Raw genomic sequence first — 16,304 nt, 5'->3', positions numbered from 1 at the left:
GTTTGGATCAGTGGGTGAAAACGTGCAACATCGTGCATTCGTATGCACGGGCGTGGCGTGCGGGCAGCCAGTGGGCGACCCGCACAGCGGGGCTCGTCGTCGTGGCCCTCAGCGCTGCGCCGTGGGCGTGCGGACCGGCACCGTGATGTTGCACAGGTCGATATGCCCGGCCGGATGCAGGTACCAGGCATCGCGGCGGTTGCGGCGCGATTCGACCACCGCATCGAACAGCGGTGTATCGGTACGCAACACCTCGAGCGGTGTGCGCTGCGACGGCGGCAGTTCCGAGGCCAGGCGCACCGCGCGGATCGGCGTGCGCTGCGCCGGGTCGGTGTAGAAGCCCAGCGGGCCAGTGCCGCGCGGCAGCACGCTCAGCAGTTCCATGCCCTGCAGCACGCGGCCGACGACGGTGATGTTGCGGTCGAGCTGGCGCGGCGACTGGCCGGTCACGACGTAGAGCTCGGTGCCGTTGCTCGAGTCGGGCGCGGTGTCGCGGCCGGCGCCGAGCGTGCCGTAGCAGTGCGCGAGCCACGCGCGCCCACCGCGGCCGGCCTGTGCGTCGGCATCGCGCGCGGCGGGGAAGCCGGCGGAGAATCCGGTCTGCGCGGCCCAGCCGTCGCGGTCGGGCAAGGCATGGAATGCCAGCCCCGCGGCCGGGCGGTCGAACTCGGCCGGCAGGTGCGCGCGTGCGCTGCCGATCGGCTTGCCCGGGGCGCCGTCCTCGACGATGTCGCCAAACTGCACGACGAAGTTGTCCTGCGCGCGGTAGAGCGTCAGGCCGTCCCAGAAGCCCTCGCGTGCAAGCGTGCGCAGGTTGGCCACGTGCGCGGGTGCGAAGTCGGGCGCCAGTTCGATGATCACCCGCCCGGTCTCCAGGTCGAGATACAGCGTGTCCTGCGGGTCGGGCGTGCGCCAGTCCGCGGGCGTGGAGGCGTCGAGCAGGTCCTGGGTCGAGCGCGGGTCGGCCTCGCGCGTGCCTGCGACGTCCGCTGCGGGTGTGCTGGCGCAGCCGGCGATCAGCAGCGCGAGCGCAGCAGCGCAGGGGGCGACGGAAAAGCGCAGTCGGGAGGCGGGCAGGCGCATGCGTGAGGTCCGGTGGAAGGGAGCGTCGATTGTGGCCGACCTGGCGCGTCGCATGACTAGCGGCACATTCGCTATAGCGAAGTTCGCAATAGAGTCCTGCTCGACACTCGGAGGCAGCATTGACCGGAAGCGACGAAGCGGACGACGCGGGTCTGCGCAAGTTCCAGAAGGAACTGAGCGCAGGCACGGTCTCGCTCGCGCTGCTGGCGGTGCTGGCTGGCAGTGCCGAGCCGATGTACGGCTACCAGATCGCCAAGCGGCTCGAACGGCTCGACGGCGTGCTCGCCGGCAAGCAGAGCGCGCTGTATCCGGTGCTGCGCAATCTCGGCGCCGCGGGGTTGCTCGACAGCCACGTTGCGCCTTCGGATGCCGGGCCGCCGCGTCGCTACTACCGCATCACCGAGGCAGGGCGGACGACCCTGCGCCATTGGGCCGCCGCCTGGCGCGCCACCCGCGATTCCGTCGACGCCGTCCTGGAGGGGATGATCGAATGAACACCCAAGGTCTGCCGCAAAACATTCCCGAATACCTGGACCATCTGCGCCGCTCGCTGGCCGGCGCCGACCCGGCGCTGGTGCAGGACGCGCTGTACGACGCCGAGGAATACCTGCGCTCGGAACTGGCCGAGCATCCTGGCCGCAGCGAGGCCGAGGTGATCGCCGCGGTCGCCTCGAGCTACGGTGCGCCCGACGAGGTGGCCGACATCTATCGCGACACCGAGGTCAAGGTGCAGACCGCGCTGCGGCCGCCGGCGCCCGCGCCGCGCAGCTCGCTGGCAGGCCGCTTCTTCGGGGTCGCTGCCGATCCGCGGACCTGGTCGTCGCTGTTCTACATGCTGCTGTCGCTGGCGACGGGCATCTTCTACTTTCTGTGGGTGGTGCTGGGCCTGTCGATCTCCGGCAGCCTGGTCATCGTGCTGGTCGGCATCCCGCTGCTGATCCTGTTCCTGGGCTCGGTGCGGGTGCTGTCGCTGGTGGAGGGCCGGCTGGTCGAGGTCATGCTCGGCGAACGCATGCCGCGTCGACCGCTGTACGCGGCCCGCGGCCGCAGCTGGACCGGGCGTATCGCCGACATGTTCACCGACGCGCGGACCTGGAGCACGCTGCTGTACATGCTGCTGATGCTGCCGCTGGGCATCGTCTACTTCACGCTGGTGGTGACCCTGCTCAGCGCGTCCTTGCCGCTGATCGCCGCCCCGCTGTCGCTGGTGCCGGGCTTGAACCTGCACCTGTGGATCTCCGGTATCGACGTGCCGCGGCAAGCCCCGTTCCTGCTGCCGCTGTTGTCGGCGATCGGCGTGCTGCTGCTGTTCGGCACCCTGCACTTGTGCCGCGGCATCGGCCGCCTGCACGGCGCGATCGCCAAGCACCTGCTGGTGCGTACCGCCCAATACTGAGCCCCAAAACCGGGGTCAGAGTCTGAGGTATCCCCACATTTTCCTGAGCTAGATCAGGAGGTTGCGTTCGGGAGAGATGGAAACAAGTGCGCGCATGGCGCAGTCTTCAAGGTGACTAAGCCAGAGAAGGACTGCGAGCCATGCGCGCCAGCGAAGTATTGCAGAGGTGTCTGGGGGATGCACTGGGTCCGATGCATGCCTTGCGTGCGCGGGCGTTGTTGAAGGCGGTGGAAGCGCTGAGCTCGGGCTGGCGACTGACGCTGATGGACTTGGCGCGATGCTGGCCGGGAGCCAAGCGGGTGAGTGCCCCGCTCAAAGCGGCAGATCGCTTGTTGGGCAATCGGCATCTGCAAGCCGAATGTCTGTCGCTGCATACCGCGATGGCGCGTTGGTTGTTGCGAGGAGAGCGGCCGTTGATCGTGATCGACTGGAGCGATCTGAAGGCCGATAAATCCTGGTGTTTGCTCCGGGCCGCCGTTCCCGTCGGAGGCAGGACACTGACCTTGCTTGACCGGGTATACCCGGGCGATGAGCAAGGTTCTCCCCGTGCCGAACAGCAGTTCCTGCAACAGTTGCAGGCGCTAATTCCTGAAGGGATACGCCCGATTCTGATCACCGATGCAGGCTTCCGCACGCCGTGGTTCCGGGCGGTGCAGGCGCAGGGCTGGAGTTGGGTTGGCCGCCTGCGTGGCACGACGTTGGTCAAGCCGGCCGAGGAAAATCGACCGGCACAATGGGTTCCGTGCCGGTCCCTTTGGCAGCTTGCGCAAAGCAAGCCGCGCGAACTGGACCTGATGCACATCAATCGGAGCAATCCACTGGTTTGCCGTCTGGTGATCCACGGCAAGACCCCTCGCGGGCGCAAGCACTACAGCCGACGCCACCGAACCCAAGTCGCACGCAACTCGCATAGCCGCAAAGCGGCGGCAGGCGTGCGAGAGCCATGGCTGATCATCGCCTCACCGGATCTGACCGAAGCCAATGCCAACCAACTGGCTGAACTGTATGCGCGTCGCATGCAGATCGAAGGCAGCTTCCGAGATCACAAGTCACACCGCTACGGTGCTGCCTTCGAGGACAGTCTGACGCGCCAAGGTCCGCGACTGAGCATCCTGCTGATGCTCAACACCTTGGCCTGCTTTGCGTGCTGGCTGGCGGGCCTGGCCGCCGAGCGCGCCAGTCATGCCAGCTGGCTGGTACCTCGCAAGAGTAGCCGCAGGCTCTACTCGACCCTACGTCTTGGGCGGGAGGCCTTGCTCAGACGCTGGCCGATGGAACCCATCAGCCAATGGCTGGCCCGCCTACACGTACTGCCTGGGCACGTGCTGCAACAGATGCTGTTGAGCTAGAAACGTGGGGATACCTCAGGGTCAGAGTCGTTTTTTGCAGAGCCGGGCCGCCCCTCGGATCGATGGATCGAAAATCGACCTCCGACCCCGGTTTATGACTGCCGGAGCCGCGGCCACTCGGGCGGGATGGGGGATGCGCATCTGCGGGCAGACCTGCGACGAGAAACGACTCAGCCCAGGGATGCACCCACAAAAACCGGGGTCAGAGTGACTTTTCCGATTCGCCTCAGCCGGGTGGCCGGGCGGAAAAGCGACTCTGACCCCGGTTTTCTTGTGTTGGAAACGCAAAAGGCCGCCTTTCGGCGGCCTTCGGCATCGCGGAACTGCGGGTCAGACGCCGGCGACGCGGCGGGCGACCTGGAAGCGGGTGGCCCAGTAGCCGGAGTCGAGGTCGGAGACCATGACGTCCTTGCCGCTGCGCGGGGCGTGGACGAAGCGGCCTTCGCCCAGGTAGATGCCGACGTGGTCGATGCGGTTGCCGCGGCGGCCGAAGAAGACCAGATCGCCGGCGGTCAGCGAGGTGCGGTCGATGCGTTCGCCGTTCTGGGCCATTTCGCGCGAGACGCGCGGCAGTTCGATGCCCAGCGCGGTGCGGAAGACGTAGCCGACCAGGCCGCTGCAGTCGAAACCGCTGTCGGGGCTGGAGCCACCCCAGCGGTAGGGCGTGCCGAGCAGGGTGAGTGCGCGCTTGAGCAGGGATTCGACCCGGCCGTCGGCGACCTGCACCGGCTTGTCGACGTCCATCGCGATGAGCTGGTTGATGTCGCTGGCCAGGAGCATCTGCGGCTGCTGCAACTGGGCGGCGGGTGTGACGATTGCCTTCGCGACCGATGTGGTCTGATCGAACTGATCCGCTGAGTCGGCGGCCAGGCCGGGGCCTGCGAATGCCGGGGCGGTCGCCAGCGCAAGCAGCAGCGCGGCGGAGGTGTTGCGGAGGAGGCTGCGGGAGGCGCCAGCGCCATTCAAAGACGCGTCTGTCGTCGTCACGTGTGCTTCACATCTTCCGGACCAGCGGGGGAAGCTACCGGGTTTGTGCGAAGGAGTTGTTAAGCAAAAGTTACTGAATGCGCACAAGTGCTTGTTTGTGCTCGCTATTCAGTGAAGAACGCGTCGTGACCCCGTGTAGTTCCGGCGCCAGTAGCTGCCGTCCAGATGGTCCAGGCGCACGGTGCCGCCGGTGCTCGGCGCGTGCACGAAGCGGCCCTCGCCGACATAGATCCCGACGTGGGAAACGCTCCCGCCGCTGCCGAAAAACACCAGGTCGCCGGGTGCCAGGCGCTCGGCATCGATCTTCGGCCCCTGGTAGGCGTAGAGCTCGCGCGATGAACGCGGCAGCCGCACATCGAGCATGTCGCGGAACACGTAGTTCACCAGGCCGCTGCAGTCGAAGCCGCCCTCGGGCGTGTTGCCGCCATATCGATAAGGCGTGCCGACCAGGCTGATCGCGCGCATCAGCACCGCATTGGCCGCCGCCGGGTCGGTCGGCGACACCGCATTCCAGGTGCGCTGCGGGACCGGCGCCGAGGCAGCCGGCGCGGCCGGGCGAACATCGCGCCCGCCGCAGCCGGCCAGTGCGAGCAGGGCGAGCGTCGTCGTCAGCACGCCAACCGCGCGGCGCCGGGCGGTTGGCGCGAACGCGTCGGAGTCGGGATAATGCGGACTTGCCTGCATATACGTCATTCCACCTGCCAGTCCTGGCATCGTGCCGCATGTGCGCCACCGTCCTCAAGCGGCCTTGCGGCCGCGTCACCAGGGATCCCCCATGAAGATCGAGAAAGACCGCGTCGTCCGTTTCCACTACAGCGTCGCGGAGGCTGGCCAGGCGCCGGTGGAGACGTCGCGCGATCGCGATCCGCTGGCGATCCTGTTCGGCCACGGCAACATCATCCCGGGCCTGGAAAAGGCGATGGAAGGCCGCGAGGCCGGCGAGAGCTTCAAGGCCGAGGTCACCGCCGCCGAGGCCTATGGCGAGCGCCGCGAGGGCATGACCCAGCGCGTGCCCAAGAAGCACTTTGGCGACCAGAAGCTCAGTGTCGGCCAGCAGGTGGTGCTCAACACCAGCTTTGGCCCGCGCGCGGTGACGATCGAGAAGGTCGGCATGAGCGTGGTCGATGTCGACCTGAACCATCCGATGGCCGGCAAGGATCTGACGTTCGACATCGAGATCGTCGAAGTGCGCGAGGCCTCGACCGAGGAAATCGAGCACGGCCACGTCCACGGCGACGGCGGTCACCACCACTGATCCGCCAACGGTGCGCGACGCGGGGAGGCGTCGCGCCGCCGGGCCGGATCGGTCGATCGGGGGACATGCAATGAGCGCATCACGGCATGCCGTACTGGGGCCGGTGCCCGCTTCCGAGCGGCTGGAGATCCTCGATGCCCTGCGTGGCGTCGCGCTGCTGGGCGTGTTCGCGATGAACATCGAAGGGTTCTCGCGGCCGGCGCAGGAGATGGGCGCGGGTATCCCGCCCGAGGCCACCGGCCTGGATTGGGCGGTCGCCTGGGGCGTCCACGTCTTCATCGCCGGCAAGTTCTGGACGATGTTCTCACTGCTGTTCGGCATGGGCTTTGCGCTGATGAGCGAGCGCATTGCCGCCTCGGGGGGTCCGGTCGCGCCGGTGTTCCTGCGCCGCCAGGCGGTGCTGCTGGCCTTCGGCCTGCTGCACATCGTGCTGATGTGGTGGGGCGACATCCTGCACAGCTATGCCATCGCCGGACTGTTGCTGCTGGCAATGCGTGAGATCGCGCCTCGCTGGCAGCTCGCTGTCGGGCTGACGCTCTATACCGGGGTTGGGGCGTTCTATCTGGCGAACGCCGCGCTGCTGGCGCTGGTGCCCGATGCGATGCTGGCCGATTTTGCAGGCGCATTGGCGTCGGGGCGCGAAGCCGCCGAGCGCATCTATCCCAGCGGCAGCTTCGGCGAGATCACCCAGCGTCGTGTGTCCGACTACCTGCAACTGGGCCTGCAAAGCCAGTTGTTCCAGGTGCCGATGATTGCCGGCGTGTTCCTGATCGGCAGTTGGTTGCTGCGCGGCGGCTGGCTGCGCGCACCCGCCCAGCACCGCGGTTTCTGGTGGCGGCTGCTGGCCTGGGCGCTGCCGCCTGCGGTGCTGTTCACGGCCCTGGGCGTGTGGTTGGGCACGTCGTTCGACAGCCCGCTCGCGCCACGTGCCGCGTTGTCGGTGGGCTTGATGCTGCTCGGATCGCTGCCGATGTCGCTGGCCTATGTCGCGTTGCTGGTGCTGGCCTGGACATCGGCGTCCGGACAGCGGGTGCTGCGCGCCTTCGCGCCGGCCGGCCGCATGGCCTTGACGCATTACCTTGCGCAATCGTTGGTGTGTTCGTTGCTGTTCTATGGCTACGGCGCTGGTCTGTGGGGCGAGCTCGGGCGCGCGGCGCAGACCGGCTTGGTGCTGGCGGTGTTCGCGGTGCAGCTGGCGATCAGTCCTGTCTGGCTGGCGCGGCATCGCCACGGGCCGGTGGAATGGCTGTGGCGCTGGGCGACCTACGGCCACCGACCCACCTGGCGGCGCGCGTACCAGGTGGCATGAGCCCGCGCGACGACGTGCTGATTGTCGGCGGCGGCGCGGTCGGCCTCGCCTGCGGGCTGGCGCTGGTCGAAGCCGGGCGCCGGGTGCGGGTGCTCGAGGCAGGCACCGCGGGCTGCGGCAGCTCGCACGGCAATTGCGGGACCATCACCCCCAGCCATGCCGCACCACTGGCGGCGCCGGGTGCGATCGCGCGTGCATTGCGCTGGCTGTTCGCCAACGACGCACCGCTGCGCATCGCGCCGCGTTTCGATCCGGCGCTGTGGGCCTGGCTCGCGAAGTTCGCGCTGCGCTGCAACCACCGCGACTGGCAACACGCCACGCGCGCGCGGGCGGCGATCCTGCAGGCGTCGCGCGCGGCATTCCCGGGCTGGCTCGCCGACCACGGTATCGAATGCGAGTTCGCGGCGACTGGCATCGACTACGTCTACCGGGACCGTGCGCAGTTCGAGGCCTTTGAGGACGAGGCGCGCATGCTGCGCGAGCTGGGTCTGACGCTGGACCAGATCGACGGTCCACTCGCGCTGCGCGAGGAGCCGGCGCTGCGCGAGGGGGTGGCCGGCGTCGTGCGTTTTCCAGGCGACGCGCGCCTGCGGCCCGATGTCTACGTCGCGGGAATGGCCGCGGCGTTCCGCGCGGCAGGCGGCACGCTGGAAGAACAGTGCGAGGTGCTGTCGGCCGAGGAGACTGCGCAAGGCGTACGTGTGACGACCTCGCGTGGCGACTTCGCCGGCCGCGATCTGCTGCTGGCCGCTGGTGCCTGGTCGCCCCGCGTCGCGCGCGGGCTGCGACTGCGGGTGCCGGTGCAACCGGGCAAGGGCTATTCGATGACGTACGCACGTCCGGTGTCTGCGCCGCAGCGTTCGATGGTGCTGCACGAGCGCAGCGTGTTCGTGACGGTCTGGGACGCCGGCCTGCGGCTGGGCGGCACGATGGAGTTCGCCGGCTACGACCGCAGCCTCAACCGGGTGCGGATCGATGCGATCGAACAGGCGGCCGGCGAGTATCTGCATCTGCCGCCGGCGCCCCGGCGCCAGGACACCTGGACCGGCTTGCGCCCGGTCTGTGTCGACGACCTGCCGCTGATCGGTGCAGCGCCCGGGCATCGTCACATCTGGATGGCGACCGGGCATGGCATGCTCGGTATCAGCATGAGTGTCGCCACTGCCCACCTGATCCGCGATTTGATCTGCGGAACGCCGCCCGGATTCGATCCGGCCCCCTTCGCGCCGGCGAGGTTCGCATGAGTGCGAGCGGTGATGCCCTGGCGTTCGACCTGATCGTCGTCGGCGGCGGCTCGGGCGGACTTGCTGCGGCCTTCCGCGCCGCCGAGTACGGCCGGCGTGTTGCACTGCTCGAGCCGGGCGACCTCGGCGGCACCTGCGTCAACGTCGGCTGTGTGCCCAAGAAGGCGATGTGGCTGGCCGCCGACCTGGGCTTGCGCATCGGACACGCCGCGCGACTTGGATACGACTTGCCGCGCGACGGCCGTGCGGCCTTCGACTGGCCCTGCTTTCTGACCGATCGTCAGCGCTACATCCACGGCATCCATGCCAGCTATCGCCGCCGGCTCGATCGTGACGGTGTGCTGTTGCTTCCCACGCGTGGCCGGCTGGCGGGGGAGGGCGCGGTGGAGACAGCGGACGGCGCTTTGCTGCGCGCGCCGCACATCGTGCTCGCGACCGGATCGCGTCCGATCGTGCCGCAGATTCCCGGCGCGTCGCTGGGCGTGGTCTCGGACGATTTCTTCCACTGGACGCAGGCGCCGCCGCGCGTGGCGATCGTGGGGGGCGGCTACGTCGCGGTCGAGTTGGCCGGTGTGCTGCAGGCCCTGGGCAGTCAGGTGGAGCTGGTCGTACGCGACGGCCGGTTATTGCGCCAGGCCGAGCCCGAACTGGTCGCGCAGTTGCAGGACAACTACACCCAGCAGGGGATCGTGCTGCATCTGGGCATGGCCTCGCAGGCGCTGCATCGGCAGGCCGACGGGCGGATCGCGATCCAGACCGATGGTGGTCAGCGGCTCGCGGACTACGACCAGGTGCTGTTCGCGACCGGGCGGCGCCCCAACACCGACGACCTGGGTCTGGAGCGCGTCGGCATCGCGCCCGACCCGCAGGGTCATCTGCCGGTCGATGCGTTCCAGGACACGCCTGCGCCCGGCGTGCATGCGGTAGGCGATATCTGCGGCTGCGGTCCGGCGCTCACGCCGGTCGCGATCGCGGCCGCGCGCCGGTTGTGCGACCGCCTGTTCGGCGGTCGGCCCGATGCGCGCCTCGATGCGGAGAACGTGCCCAGCGCGATTTTCTCGCATCCGCCGCTGGCGATGGTCGGTCTGACCGAGGCCCAGGCGCGCGAGCGCCATGGCGACGACGTGCACGTGTACACCAGCCGCTTCCGCCCGATGATCGAGGCGCTGGCCGATACCTCGCAGTGCAGCCTGTTCAAGCTGATCTGTGTGGGCGAGGCGCGGCGCGTGGTCGGCCTGCACCTGCTCGGCGACGCTGCCGACGAGATCCTGCAGGGCTTTGCCGTCGCACTGAAGATGGGGGCCACGCTGGACGACTTCCACGACACCGTCGCCATCCACCCCACCAGCGCCGAGGAAGTGGTGCTGATGCGCTGACCGGTGCGCAGCGCGGCCCGCTCAGGGCAGCAGGTGCAGCGCCTGTGCGCCACCGCGGACCGCGTCGACCACCAGGCGGCGATCGAAGCTGGCCAGACGCCCGCCCATCTGGACGGCGAGCGCCAGCAGATAGGTATCGGTGACCTGGCCGGAGGTCAGCAGCCGATCGTGCGCGACGTGCTGCGCGTCGAGCAGGCTCAGCGCGTCGGGCCAGAACCGATGCCCCGGATGCGCGCACAGGCCGGCCAGCACCTGCGCTGCCTCGGTGACCGACTCGGCCGGGTTGGAATAGCGCGGGTTGGACAGGATCCGCAGCGCACCATTCTGGGTGATCGGGCAGGAAGCCCAGCCTTGCGCGCCTTCACGTGCGAACCAGTCGTGGGCGCGGTCATGGTGCGCGTGGAGGGGATCGAGCAACGCCAGCAGCACGTTGACGTCGAGCAGGTGAATTGGCGCGCCCGGCGGCCAGCCGGGCGCGCGTTCCGCCACTCGGTGACGGGCCCCGGTCACGGGGCCTCGTCGCGCAGTCGGTTCACCAGCTCGAGCGTCGCTCGCTCGGCGCCGGGCCGGACCGGCAGCAGCGCAATCCCATTGCGGTAACGCGGTGGCGGCGTGGTCGGCGTCAGGCCCTTGCGGACCAAGTCGGACACCACCTCACCGAGGCTGCGGCCTTGCGCCTGGGCCAACGCGCGGGCCGCGGCGAGGACATCGTCGTCGAGCGAAAGAGTCGTGCGCATGGGGGCACTCCAGAGGAACTGCATCAAGCATCGCGCATCACGCATCATTCTGCAAATCAGGGTGAGGCACCGTCGCGCGCCGATCTCGGATCGTCGGATGCCTGTACGGCGCGGGTGACTACTGCCCCTTCTGCCCGCCGGCACGCGCCTGCGCATAGCGGGCCCAAGTCGCTTCGACCGTCTCGCCGGTCAACGCAGCCCAGGTCTCCGGCGTGTAGGCCCCCGCCCGAAGCGCGGCATCGAGCTTGCGCACCAGGCCGGGGTGCGCCGTATCGGCCCACTTGAGGAACGCGCCGCTGACCCGGTAGCCAGTGTCGTACCGGTGGTCGTCGGCGACGGCTTCGGGCAGGGCCCAGCCACTGGCGGCGTTGTCGAGCCCGTAGCGGTCGCGGGCGTAGTCGGCGATCCCTTCGGTCAGCCACACCGGCGCGCCGTCGCCATAGCCGGGATAGGCCTGGACGATGTGCATGGCCTCGTGGGTCACCAGGTCGACATCGCCAGGGCGCTCGACGAGCCAGGCCGGGTTGATCGTCATCGTCGCCTGACCCTTGTTGTCGACGAAGGCGACGCCGTCGTAGTCGGGGTCGATGACGATGTCGACGGCGTCAGCCGCAGCGGGGTTGAAGTCCGCGCGCTGACGCGCGTAGGTCGAGAAGAAAGTCTCGACGATGCGCTCGCGCATACCGGCATCGAGCGCATCGGTCGCGTCGCGGTAGACGAGCGTCACACCGTCGCGCTCGATCGTGGTCTCCGTCGCCGCAGCGGTGGCGAGCGGCAGCAGGCACAGCAGCGGCAGCAGACGGGCAGGGCGGGTCATCGGCGGGTCTCCAGCGTGACGGGAGTGAAGGGGGCGAGCAGTTCGAGTTCCGCCAACTGCAGGCGGCCGGGTGCCGAGAAGCGCACGCGATAGGTGTCGAAGTCGCCCGGTGCGTCGATGCGGAACGGACGCGTCTGGCGCGCCCACGCGAAGGTCTGGCCCCGGCGGGTGTCGATCGTGCGCCACGGGCCGTCGCCGCGACGTCCTTCGAGCGTCCAGTCGGCGCCTTGGATCGTGCGTTCGCCCGAGGTCAGCGTGTAGAAGTGCGCGCGGCCGGGCTGCGGCAACGCGATCTCGACCGCGGTGTCGTCGCCACGTAGCCAAAGGCCGCTGGTGGCATCGTCGTCGATCAGAACCGCTGCCTCGTCGCCGGCCACCGTGGCGCGCGCGCCCGCGACTGCCAGGTCGGCCAGCGTCGTCGGTGCTTGGCCATCCGGCGTCAGCGAGGGCGGCGCGTCTTCCGGCCGGCTGCCCCAGGTCGAGGGCTCGGGCCCCATGCGGAATTCCAGCGTGGCGCCGGCCGCGATGACCTCATGCGGGATCCACGTGCGGCGCCAGGGCCGGCCGTTGACGGTCAGCGATTGCACGTAGACATGGTCCGGCGCGTTGTCGATCGCGCGGACCTCCAGCGTCCGGCCTTCGCCCAGTTGCACGCGGGCGCGGTCGAACAGCGGCGAACCGATCACATACTCGGGCGCGCCCATGCGCAGCGGGTACAGGCCGAGCGAGGCGAACAGATACCAGGCCGACATCTCGCCGTTGTCCTCGTCTCCCGGATAACCCTGGCCGATCTCGCTGCCCAGATACAGCCGCGAAAGCACTTCGCGCACGATGCGCTGGGTCTTCCACGGCTGCCCGGCATAGAGGTACATCCACGGAATGTGGTGCGCGGGCTGGTTGCTGTGCGCATACAGGCCCAGGCGCACATCGCGCGCCTCGGTCATTTCGTGGATCACGCCGCCGTAGGAACCAACCAGCGTCGGGTCCGCCGTCTCGGGCGTGGCGAAGAACGCGTCGAGCTTCGCTGCCAGGGCCTCGCGGCCGCCGTAGAGCGCGGCCAGGCCGTTGCCGTCATGCGGCGCTGTGAACGCGAACGTCCAGCCGTTGGACTCGGTGTAGTCGTGGCCCCAGACGCGCGGGTCGTACTGCGCCGATGGCACGCGCCACGCGCCGCCGGCATCGCGGCCCTGGAAGAACCCGGCCTGCCGGTCGAACAGGTGTGCATAGGCCGCAGCGCGGTAGCGGAAGTACGCAGCCTCCTCGTCGTAGCGGCGGCGGGCCTGCGGCGTATCGGCGCGTTCGGCCAGCGCCTGCGCCATGCCGGCGATGCCGAAGTCGTTGAGCGCACCCTCCATCGTCCACGACATGCCCTCGGGCACGCGGGTGTCGGCGTAGCCGCGGAAGGTCGCCTCGGCCATGCCCTTGCGGCCGACGTGACGGCTGGGCGGGACCACGGTCGCGTTCTTGAGCGCGGCCTCATAGGCCAGCACCGGATCGAACCCGGTCACGCCCTTGCGCCAGGCATCGGCGAAGGCGACATCGGTGCTGGTGCCGACCATCAGGTCGGCGTAGCCGGGCGAGGACCAGCGCGCCAGCCAGCCGCCGGCGCGGTACTGCTCGAGAAAGCCATCGACGAGCGCGCCGGCGTTGTCGGCCGCGAACAGCGCGTAGGCCGGCCATGCGGTGCGGAAGGTGTCCCACAGCCCGTTGTTGATCACGATGCGGCCGTCGCGCACCGGGGCGAAGGTGCGCTGCGCGTTGCCCTCGGCATTGTCGTCGGCGCTGCTCATCTGGCTGGCGTAGCGCCAGTCGGGCTGCGTCGCGCTGCCGGCATTCTCTGCGCCGCTGTTGGGATACAGGAACAGCCGATACAGATTGGAGTAGAGCGTCGTGCGCTGGTCGTCGCTGGCGCCTTCGACCTCGAAACGGCCGAGCAATGCGTCCCATCGTGCACGGGCGCGCTCCGATACGCTGGCGACGGTGTCGCCCTCGTCCATCTCCAGGGCCAGGTTGTGCCAGGCCTGTTCGACCGAAATCAGCGAGGTCGCGACGTGCATGCGCACGGTGCGCGCGCCGTCGACGTCAAACTTGACGTAGCCGGTCGGCCGGCCGGTATCGAGGGTGCCGCTGTCGCGCCAGGGCGTATCGAAGCGGGCGACCACGAACATGCGTGTCGCGCCGGTGGACAGGCCGCTGCGCACATTGGTATAGCCGGTCAGGGTCCCGGTCGCGGCATCGAGTTGCAGCCCGCCACGCGCATCGACGTTGTCGAAGAGCAGATTCGCATCGCCGTCGCCGGGAAAGGCGAACTCGAACACCGCCGCGTGGTCGGTCGGCGCCAGGGCCACCTCGATGCCGTTGTCGAAGCGCAGCTGATACAGGTGCGGCCGCGCGATCTCGGTCTTGCGGTCGAACGCCAGCGCACGCGCCTGGCGGTCCGCTTCGGGCACGCCGCGATCGCGCGAGGGCATGAACTGGAAGGTCTGGCGGTCGCCCATCCAGGGGCTGGTCTGATGGCTGAGCGCCAGCGCCTGCAGGCGCGGGCGGTTGGCCGCGTCGTTCTGCTCGTTCCAGCGATAAAGCCAGTTCAATACGCCCGCATCGGTCACCGGCGTCCAGAAATTGAAGCCGTGCGGGACCGCGGTTGCCGGGAAGTTGTTGCCGCGCGAGAACCGGCCGTTGGACTGGGTGCCGCGCGTGGTCAACACCCAGTCGCTGGGGTGCGCCCGCGTCTGCCGCGGTACCTGTGCCAGCGCGATGTCGTCGATCCAGCCACGCGCGACACCGCCGCCCGGCGGTTGCACGTCGAGCTCGATCGCGACCACGCGCCGGCCGCGCAATCCGGTCACATCGCCCAGGCGCACCGCCTTGCGCGCCCACTGCTGCGGATACAGCGACTTCGATGCGCCCTGTGCATCTGCGCCGACCCGGGCACCGTGCTGGTCGCGCGCATCGCGGGCCGACAACCGGCTGCCATCGTCGAACAGCAGATCCAGCGAGACCCAAGTCGATGCGTCCGTATCGCCGTCGACGATTTCCGGCAGCACCAGCCACGACAGCTCGGTGTCGGGCTCGACGACGATATCCACGTCGAACAGCCGCTGACGACCAGGTGCGGCGGCCTCGTAGCGCAATGCCCGCAGACCGCTGTAGCCGGCGCCGGCCCGCGCGGCGTAGGGCGTCTCGGGGCCATTGCCCACGCGCACGGCGAGTGCGCCAGTCGCCTCCATTGCCGGCTCGGGGTCTCCCGATTCGAACGAGCTGGCGAAGCCGGGAGCGTCTTGCGCCTGCGTGGGGAGCACGAAGGCGGCGGCAAGCGCACACGCCAGCAGCGTGCGCGTCGAGAGCTGTCGGGTCATGCCGGGGCGCTCCGTCCGCGTGCGCGAGGGCGCGCCGTGCCGGCGTGTTGTTCGCCTGGCGCATGCGCGTAGGTCAGCGAACTGGCGCGCTCGACCAGATGCACCGGCGCGATCGTCATGCGTCGCGGCGCATCGGGCGCGCGCCCGCGCTCGAGCACAATGTCCACCGCCTGGCGTCCGAGCGCGCGTGGGCCGGTGGCCAGTGTCGTCAGCGTCGGCACCTGGGCACAGGCCTCGGGCGTGTCGTCGAAGCCAGTGATCGCGAAGTCGCGGCCTGGTGCGATATTGCGCGCACGCAGGCCCATCATCAGGCCGAATGCCACACCGTCGTTGTAGGCCACCACGGCAGTCGGCGCCGGATCGCGCGCGAACAGCGCCGCGGTCGCCAGGCTTGCCGCGATCCGCGTTGGCGGGCACTCGACGATCCACTGCGGTTCGAGCGTGACGCCGGCCTCGGCCAGCGCGGCGCGGTAGCCGTCGGTGCGCTGGCGGAACGAACTCGATGTGCGGCTGCCGCCAAAGAACGCGATGCGCCGGTGGCCCTGTGCCAGCAGGTGCTCGGTTGCCAGGCGCGCACCGGTCGCGTTGTCGGCGCCCAGATAGTCCCAGTCGCCGTCGGCGACCTCGCGGTTGAACAACAGCAAAGGGGTGTGCAGGCCGACGACGGGGCGCAGATCGTCGGCGCGCGTGCCATCGGCGGGCGTCAGGATGACACCGGCAGGGCCATGCTCGATCAGCGATGCCAGCACCGCGCGCTGGCGCTCGACCGATTCGCCACTGCTGCCCAGCAACATCACGCAACCGGCACCCGCCAGCGCTTCGTCCACGCCGGCGGCGAACTCCGCGACGAAGGGGTTCGACAGGTCGTTGACCACCAAGGCGACGCTGGTGGAGATCTTCCGGCGCAGATTCGCGGCGCTGCGGTTGTAGACGTAGCCCTGGCGGCGGATCTCCGCTTCGACCCGTTGCCGGGTCCGGGCCGCCACCACCGGACTGCCGCTGAGCACCAGGGACACGGTCGCCGGCGACACGCCGCAGGCGCGCGCGATGTCGGCCAGGGTCACCCGTCGACGCGTTTCGGATCGGGTCATGACTGGATCGTTTTAAGAGGTGCATCGATCCTGCAGAAAATCCCTCCGCTTGGCAAACCGCATTGCAGCAAGCGCTTGAAACCGGCTTCGCCCAAGCGCCTGGTGTCGCTGTTGCTCGCCGCTCGCGTGCCTCGAATCGCGAACATGCTTGCCGCAGTGCAGCGTGACACTGCTATTTGAAACGATTAAATCTATTGGCCGGACGCTGCCGAGGGGGCGGCAGCGTCCGGCCAAGCGTTCGCTGCCGGTGTTTCCCGGCGGCGAAGACATGGCGACATGCGAACGATCCGGCACCGCGGTG

General features: G+C 69.1%; 15 protein-coding genes. 7 read left to right on the top strand and 8 right to left on the bottom strand.

Annotation, left to right across the window (positions count from 1 at the left end; translation table 11 throughout):
• Window positions 1–108: 108 nt before the first annotated feature.
• Entirely contained in the window at window positions 109–1,083 is a 975-nt protein-coding gene (locus WAF18_RS16665) for a peptidylprolyl isomerase (protein WP_337246092.1), read from the bottom strand.
• Window positions 1,084–1,202: 119 nt separating this feature from the next.
• Here WAF18_RS16665 and WAF18_RS16660 point away from each other — a divergent pair, with 119 nt between their 5' ends.
• The 3 genes from WAF18_RS16660 to WAF18_RS16650 all read left to right on the top strand — a co-directional run bounded on the left by WAF18_RS16660 (window position 1,203) and on the right by WAF18_RS16650 (window position 3,828).
• Window positions 1,203–1,577 (top strand): PadR family transcriptional regulator, encoded by a 375-nt coding sequence (locus tag WAF18_RS16660; protein WP_255492727.1) that lies wholly within the window; start codon window positions 1,203–1,205, stop codon window positions 1,575–1,577.
• A complete protein-coding gene (locus tag WAF18_RS16655; protein ID WP_183425855.1) occupies window positions 1,574–2,479 on the top strand; it encodes a sensor domain-containing protein in 906 nt (301 codons plus the stop codon). The genes WAF18_RS16660 and WAF18_RS16655 overlap by 4 nt, the downstream gene beginning before the upstream one ends.
• 140 nt (window positions 2,480–2,619) lie before the next feature.
• Complete coding sequence (locus tag WAF18_RS16650) at window positions 2,620–3,828, top strand: IS4 family transposase (RefSeq protein ID WP_337246091.1); 1,209 nt, start codon at window positions 2,620–2,622, stop codon at window positions 3,826–3,828.
• A 330-nt stretch (window positions 3,829–4,158) separates the two neighbouring features.
• On the opposite strand, the gene WAF18_RS16645 is transcribed toward WAF18_RS16650, so the two are convergent.
• Window positions 4,159–4,815, bottom strand: coding sequence for a C40 family peptidase (locus WAF18_RS16645; protein WP_337246090.1), 657 nt, complete (start codon window positions 4,813–4,815; stop codon window positions 4,159–4,161).
• Window positions 4,816–4,923: 108 nt separating this feature from the next.
• On the bottom strand, window positions 4,924–5,499 hold the full coding sequence (locus WAF18_RS16640) for a C40 family peptidase (protein ID WP_337246089.1): 576 nt from the start codon (window positions 5,497–5,499) through the stop codon (window positions 4,924–4,926).
• A gap of 91 nt (window positions 5,500–5,590) precedes the next feature.
• Between WAF18_RS16640 and WAF18_RS16635 the strand changes: the two genes are divergently transcribed.
• From WAF18_RS16635 to gorA, 4 genes are all read left to right on the top strand, one after another.
• A complete protein-coding gene (locus WAF18_RS16635) occupies window positions 5,591–6,070 on the top strand; it encodes a peptidylprolyl isomerase (protein ID WP_183425853.1) in 480 nt (159 codons plus the stop codon).
• A 70-nt stretch (window positions 6,071–6,140) separates the two neighbouring features.
• A complete protein-coding gene (locus WAF18_RS16630) occupies window positions 6,141–7,379 on the top strand; it encodes a DUF418 domain-containing protein (protein ID WP_337246088.1) in 1,239 nt (412 codons plus the stop codon).
• A complete protein-coding gene (locus tag WAF18_RS16625; protein WP_337246087.1) occupies window positions 7,376–8,623 on the top strand; it encodes an FAD-dependent oxidoreductase in 1,248 nt (415 codons plus the stop codon). The genes WAF18_RS16630 and WAF18_RS16625 overlap by 4 nt, the downstream gene beginning before the upstream one ends.
• Window positions 8,620–9,999 (top strand): glutathione-disulfide reductase, encoded by a 1,380-nt coding sequence (gorA, locus tag WAF18_RS16620; protein WP_337246086.1) that lies wholly within the window; start codon window positions 8,620–8,622, stop codon window positions 9,997–9,999. Before WAF18_RS16625 ends, gorA begins: the two co-directional genes overlap by 4 nt.
• A gap of 21 nt (window positions 10,000–10,020) precedes the next feature.
• On the opposite strand, the gene WAF18_RS16615 is transcribed toward gorA, so the two are convergent.
• From WAF18_RS16615 to WAF18_RS16595, 5 genes are all read right to left on the bottom strand, one after another.
• A complete protein-coding gene (locus WAF18_RS16615; protein WP_337246085.1) occupies window positions 10,021–10,509 on the bottom strand; it encodes a TA system VapC family ribonuclease toxin in 489 nt (162 codons plus the stop codon).
• The gene (locus tag WAF18_RS16610) at window positions 10,506–10,736 is read right to left on the bottom strand and encodes a CopG family transcriptional regulator (protein ID WP_183425849.1); all 231 of its coding nucleotides are present in this window, start codon (window positions 10,734–10,736) and stop codon (window positions 10,506–10,508) included. The genes WAF18_RS16615 and WAF18_RS16610 overlap by 4 nt, the downstream gene beginning before the upstream one ends.
• A 118-nt stretch (window positions 10,737–10,854) precedes the next feature.
• Window positions 10,855–11,553 (bottom strand): basic secretory protein-like protein, encoded by a 699-nt coding sequence (locus tag WAF18_RS16605; RefSeq protein ID WP_337246084.1) that lies wholly within the window; start codon window positions 11,551–11,553, stop codon window positions 10,855–10,857.
• Complete coding sequence (locus WAF18_RS16600) at window positions 11,550–14,912, bottom strand: GH92 family glycosyl hydrolase (RefSeq protein WP_337246083.1); 3,363 nt, start codon at window positions 14,910–14,912, stop codon at window positions 11,550–11,552. Before WAF18_RS16600 ends, WAF18_RS16605 begins: the two co-directional genes overlap by 4 nt.
• Window positions 14,909–16,003 carry a LacI family DNA-binding transcriptional regulator gene (locus tag WAF18_RS16595; protein ID WP_337246082.1) on the bottom strand — a complete coding sequence of 365 codons (1,095 nt, stop codon included), beginning with the start codon at window positions 16,001–16,003 and terminating at the stop codon, window positions 14,909–14,911. The genes WAF18_RS16600 and WAF18_RS16595 overlap by 4 nt, the downstream gene beginning before the upstream one ends.
• Between the last annotated feature and the right edge of the window lie 301 nt (window positions 16,004–16,304).

The sequence above is a fragment of the Luteimonas sp. gir genome (assembly GCF_037198055.1).
In the GTDB taxonomy this organism is placed as follows: domain Bacteria; phylum Pseudomonadota; class Gammaproteobacteria; order Xanthomonadales; family Xanthomonadaceae; genus Luteimonas; species Luteimonas citri_A.
Note: the sequence above shows the minus strand (reverse complement) of the source record. Positions and strands in the feature narration are given on the sequence as shown.

Excerpts from the sequence above, each read along its gene's own strand:
- WAF18_RS16655 (WP_183425855.1), top strand. The coding sequence starts at position 1,574 with ATGAACACCCAAGGTCTGCCGCAAAACATTCCCGAATACCTGGACCAT.
- WAF18_RS16595 (WP_337246082.1), bottom strand. The coding sequence starts at position 16,003 with ATGACCCGATCCGAAACGCGTCGACGGGTGACCCTGGCCGACATCGCG.
- WAF18_RS16665 (WP_337246092.1), bottom strand. The coding sequence starts at position 1,083 with ATGCGCCTGCCCGCCTCCCGACTGCGCTTTTCCGTCGCCCCCTGCGCT.
- WAF18_RS16650 (WP_337246091.1), top strand. The coding sequence starts at position 2,620 with ATGCGCGCCAGCGAAGTATTGCAGAGGTGTCTGGGGGATGCACTGGGT.
- WAF18_RS16640 (WP_337246089.1), bottom strand. The coding sequence starts at position 5,499 with ATGCAGGCAAGTCCGCATTATCCCGACTCCGACGCGTTCGCGCCAACC.
- WAF18_RS16605 (WP_337246084.1), bottom strand. The coding sequence starts at position 11,553 with ATGACCCGCCCTGCCCGTCTGCTGCCGCTGCTGTGCCTGCTGCCGCTC.
- WAF18_RS16630 (WP_337246088.1), top strand. The coding sequence starts at position 6,141 with ATGAGCGCATCACGGCATGCCGTACTGGGGCCGGTGCCCGCTTCCGAG.
- WAF18_RS16635 (WP_183425853.1), top strand. The coding sequence starts at position 5,591 with ATGAAGATCGAGAAAGACCGCGTCGTCCGTTTCCACTACAGCGTCGCG.
- WAF18_RS16600 (WP_337246083.1), bottom strand. The coding sequence starts at position 14,912 with ATGACCCGACAGCTCTCGACGCGCACGCTGCTGGCGTGTGCGCTTGCC.
- WAF18_RS16625 (WP_337246087.1), top strand. The coding sequence starts at position 7,376 with ATGAGCCCGCGCGACGACGTGCTGATTGTCGGCGGCGGCGCGGTCGGC.
- gorA (WP_337246086.1), top strand. The coding sequence starts at position 8,620 with ATGAGTGCGAGCGGTGATGCCCTGGCGTTCGACCTGATCGTCGTCGGC.
- WAF18_RS16610 (WP_183425849.1), bottom strand. The coding sequence starts at position 10,736 with ATGCGCACGACTCTTTCGCTCGACGACGATGTCCTCGCCGCGGCCCGC.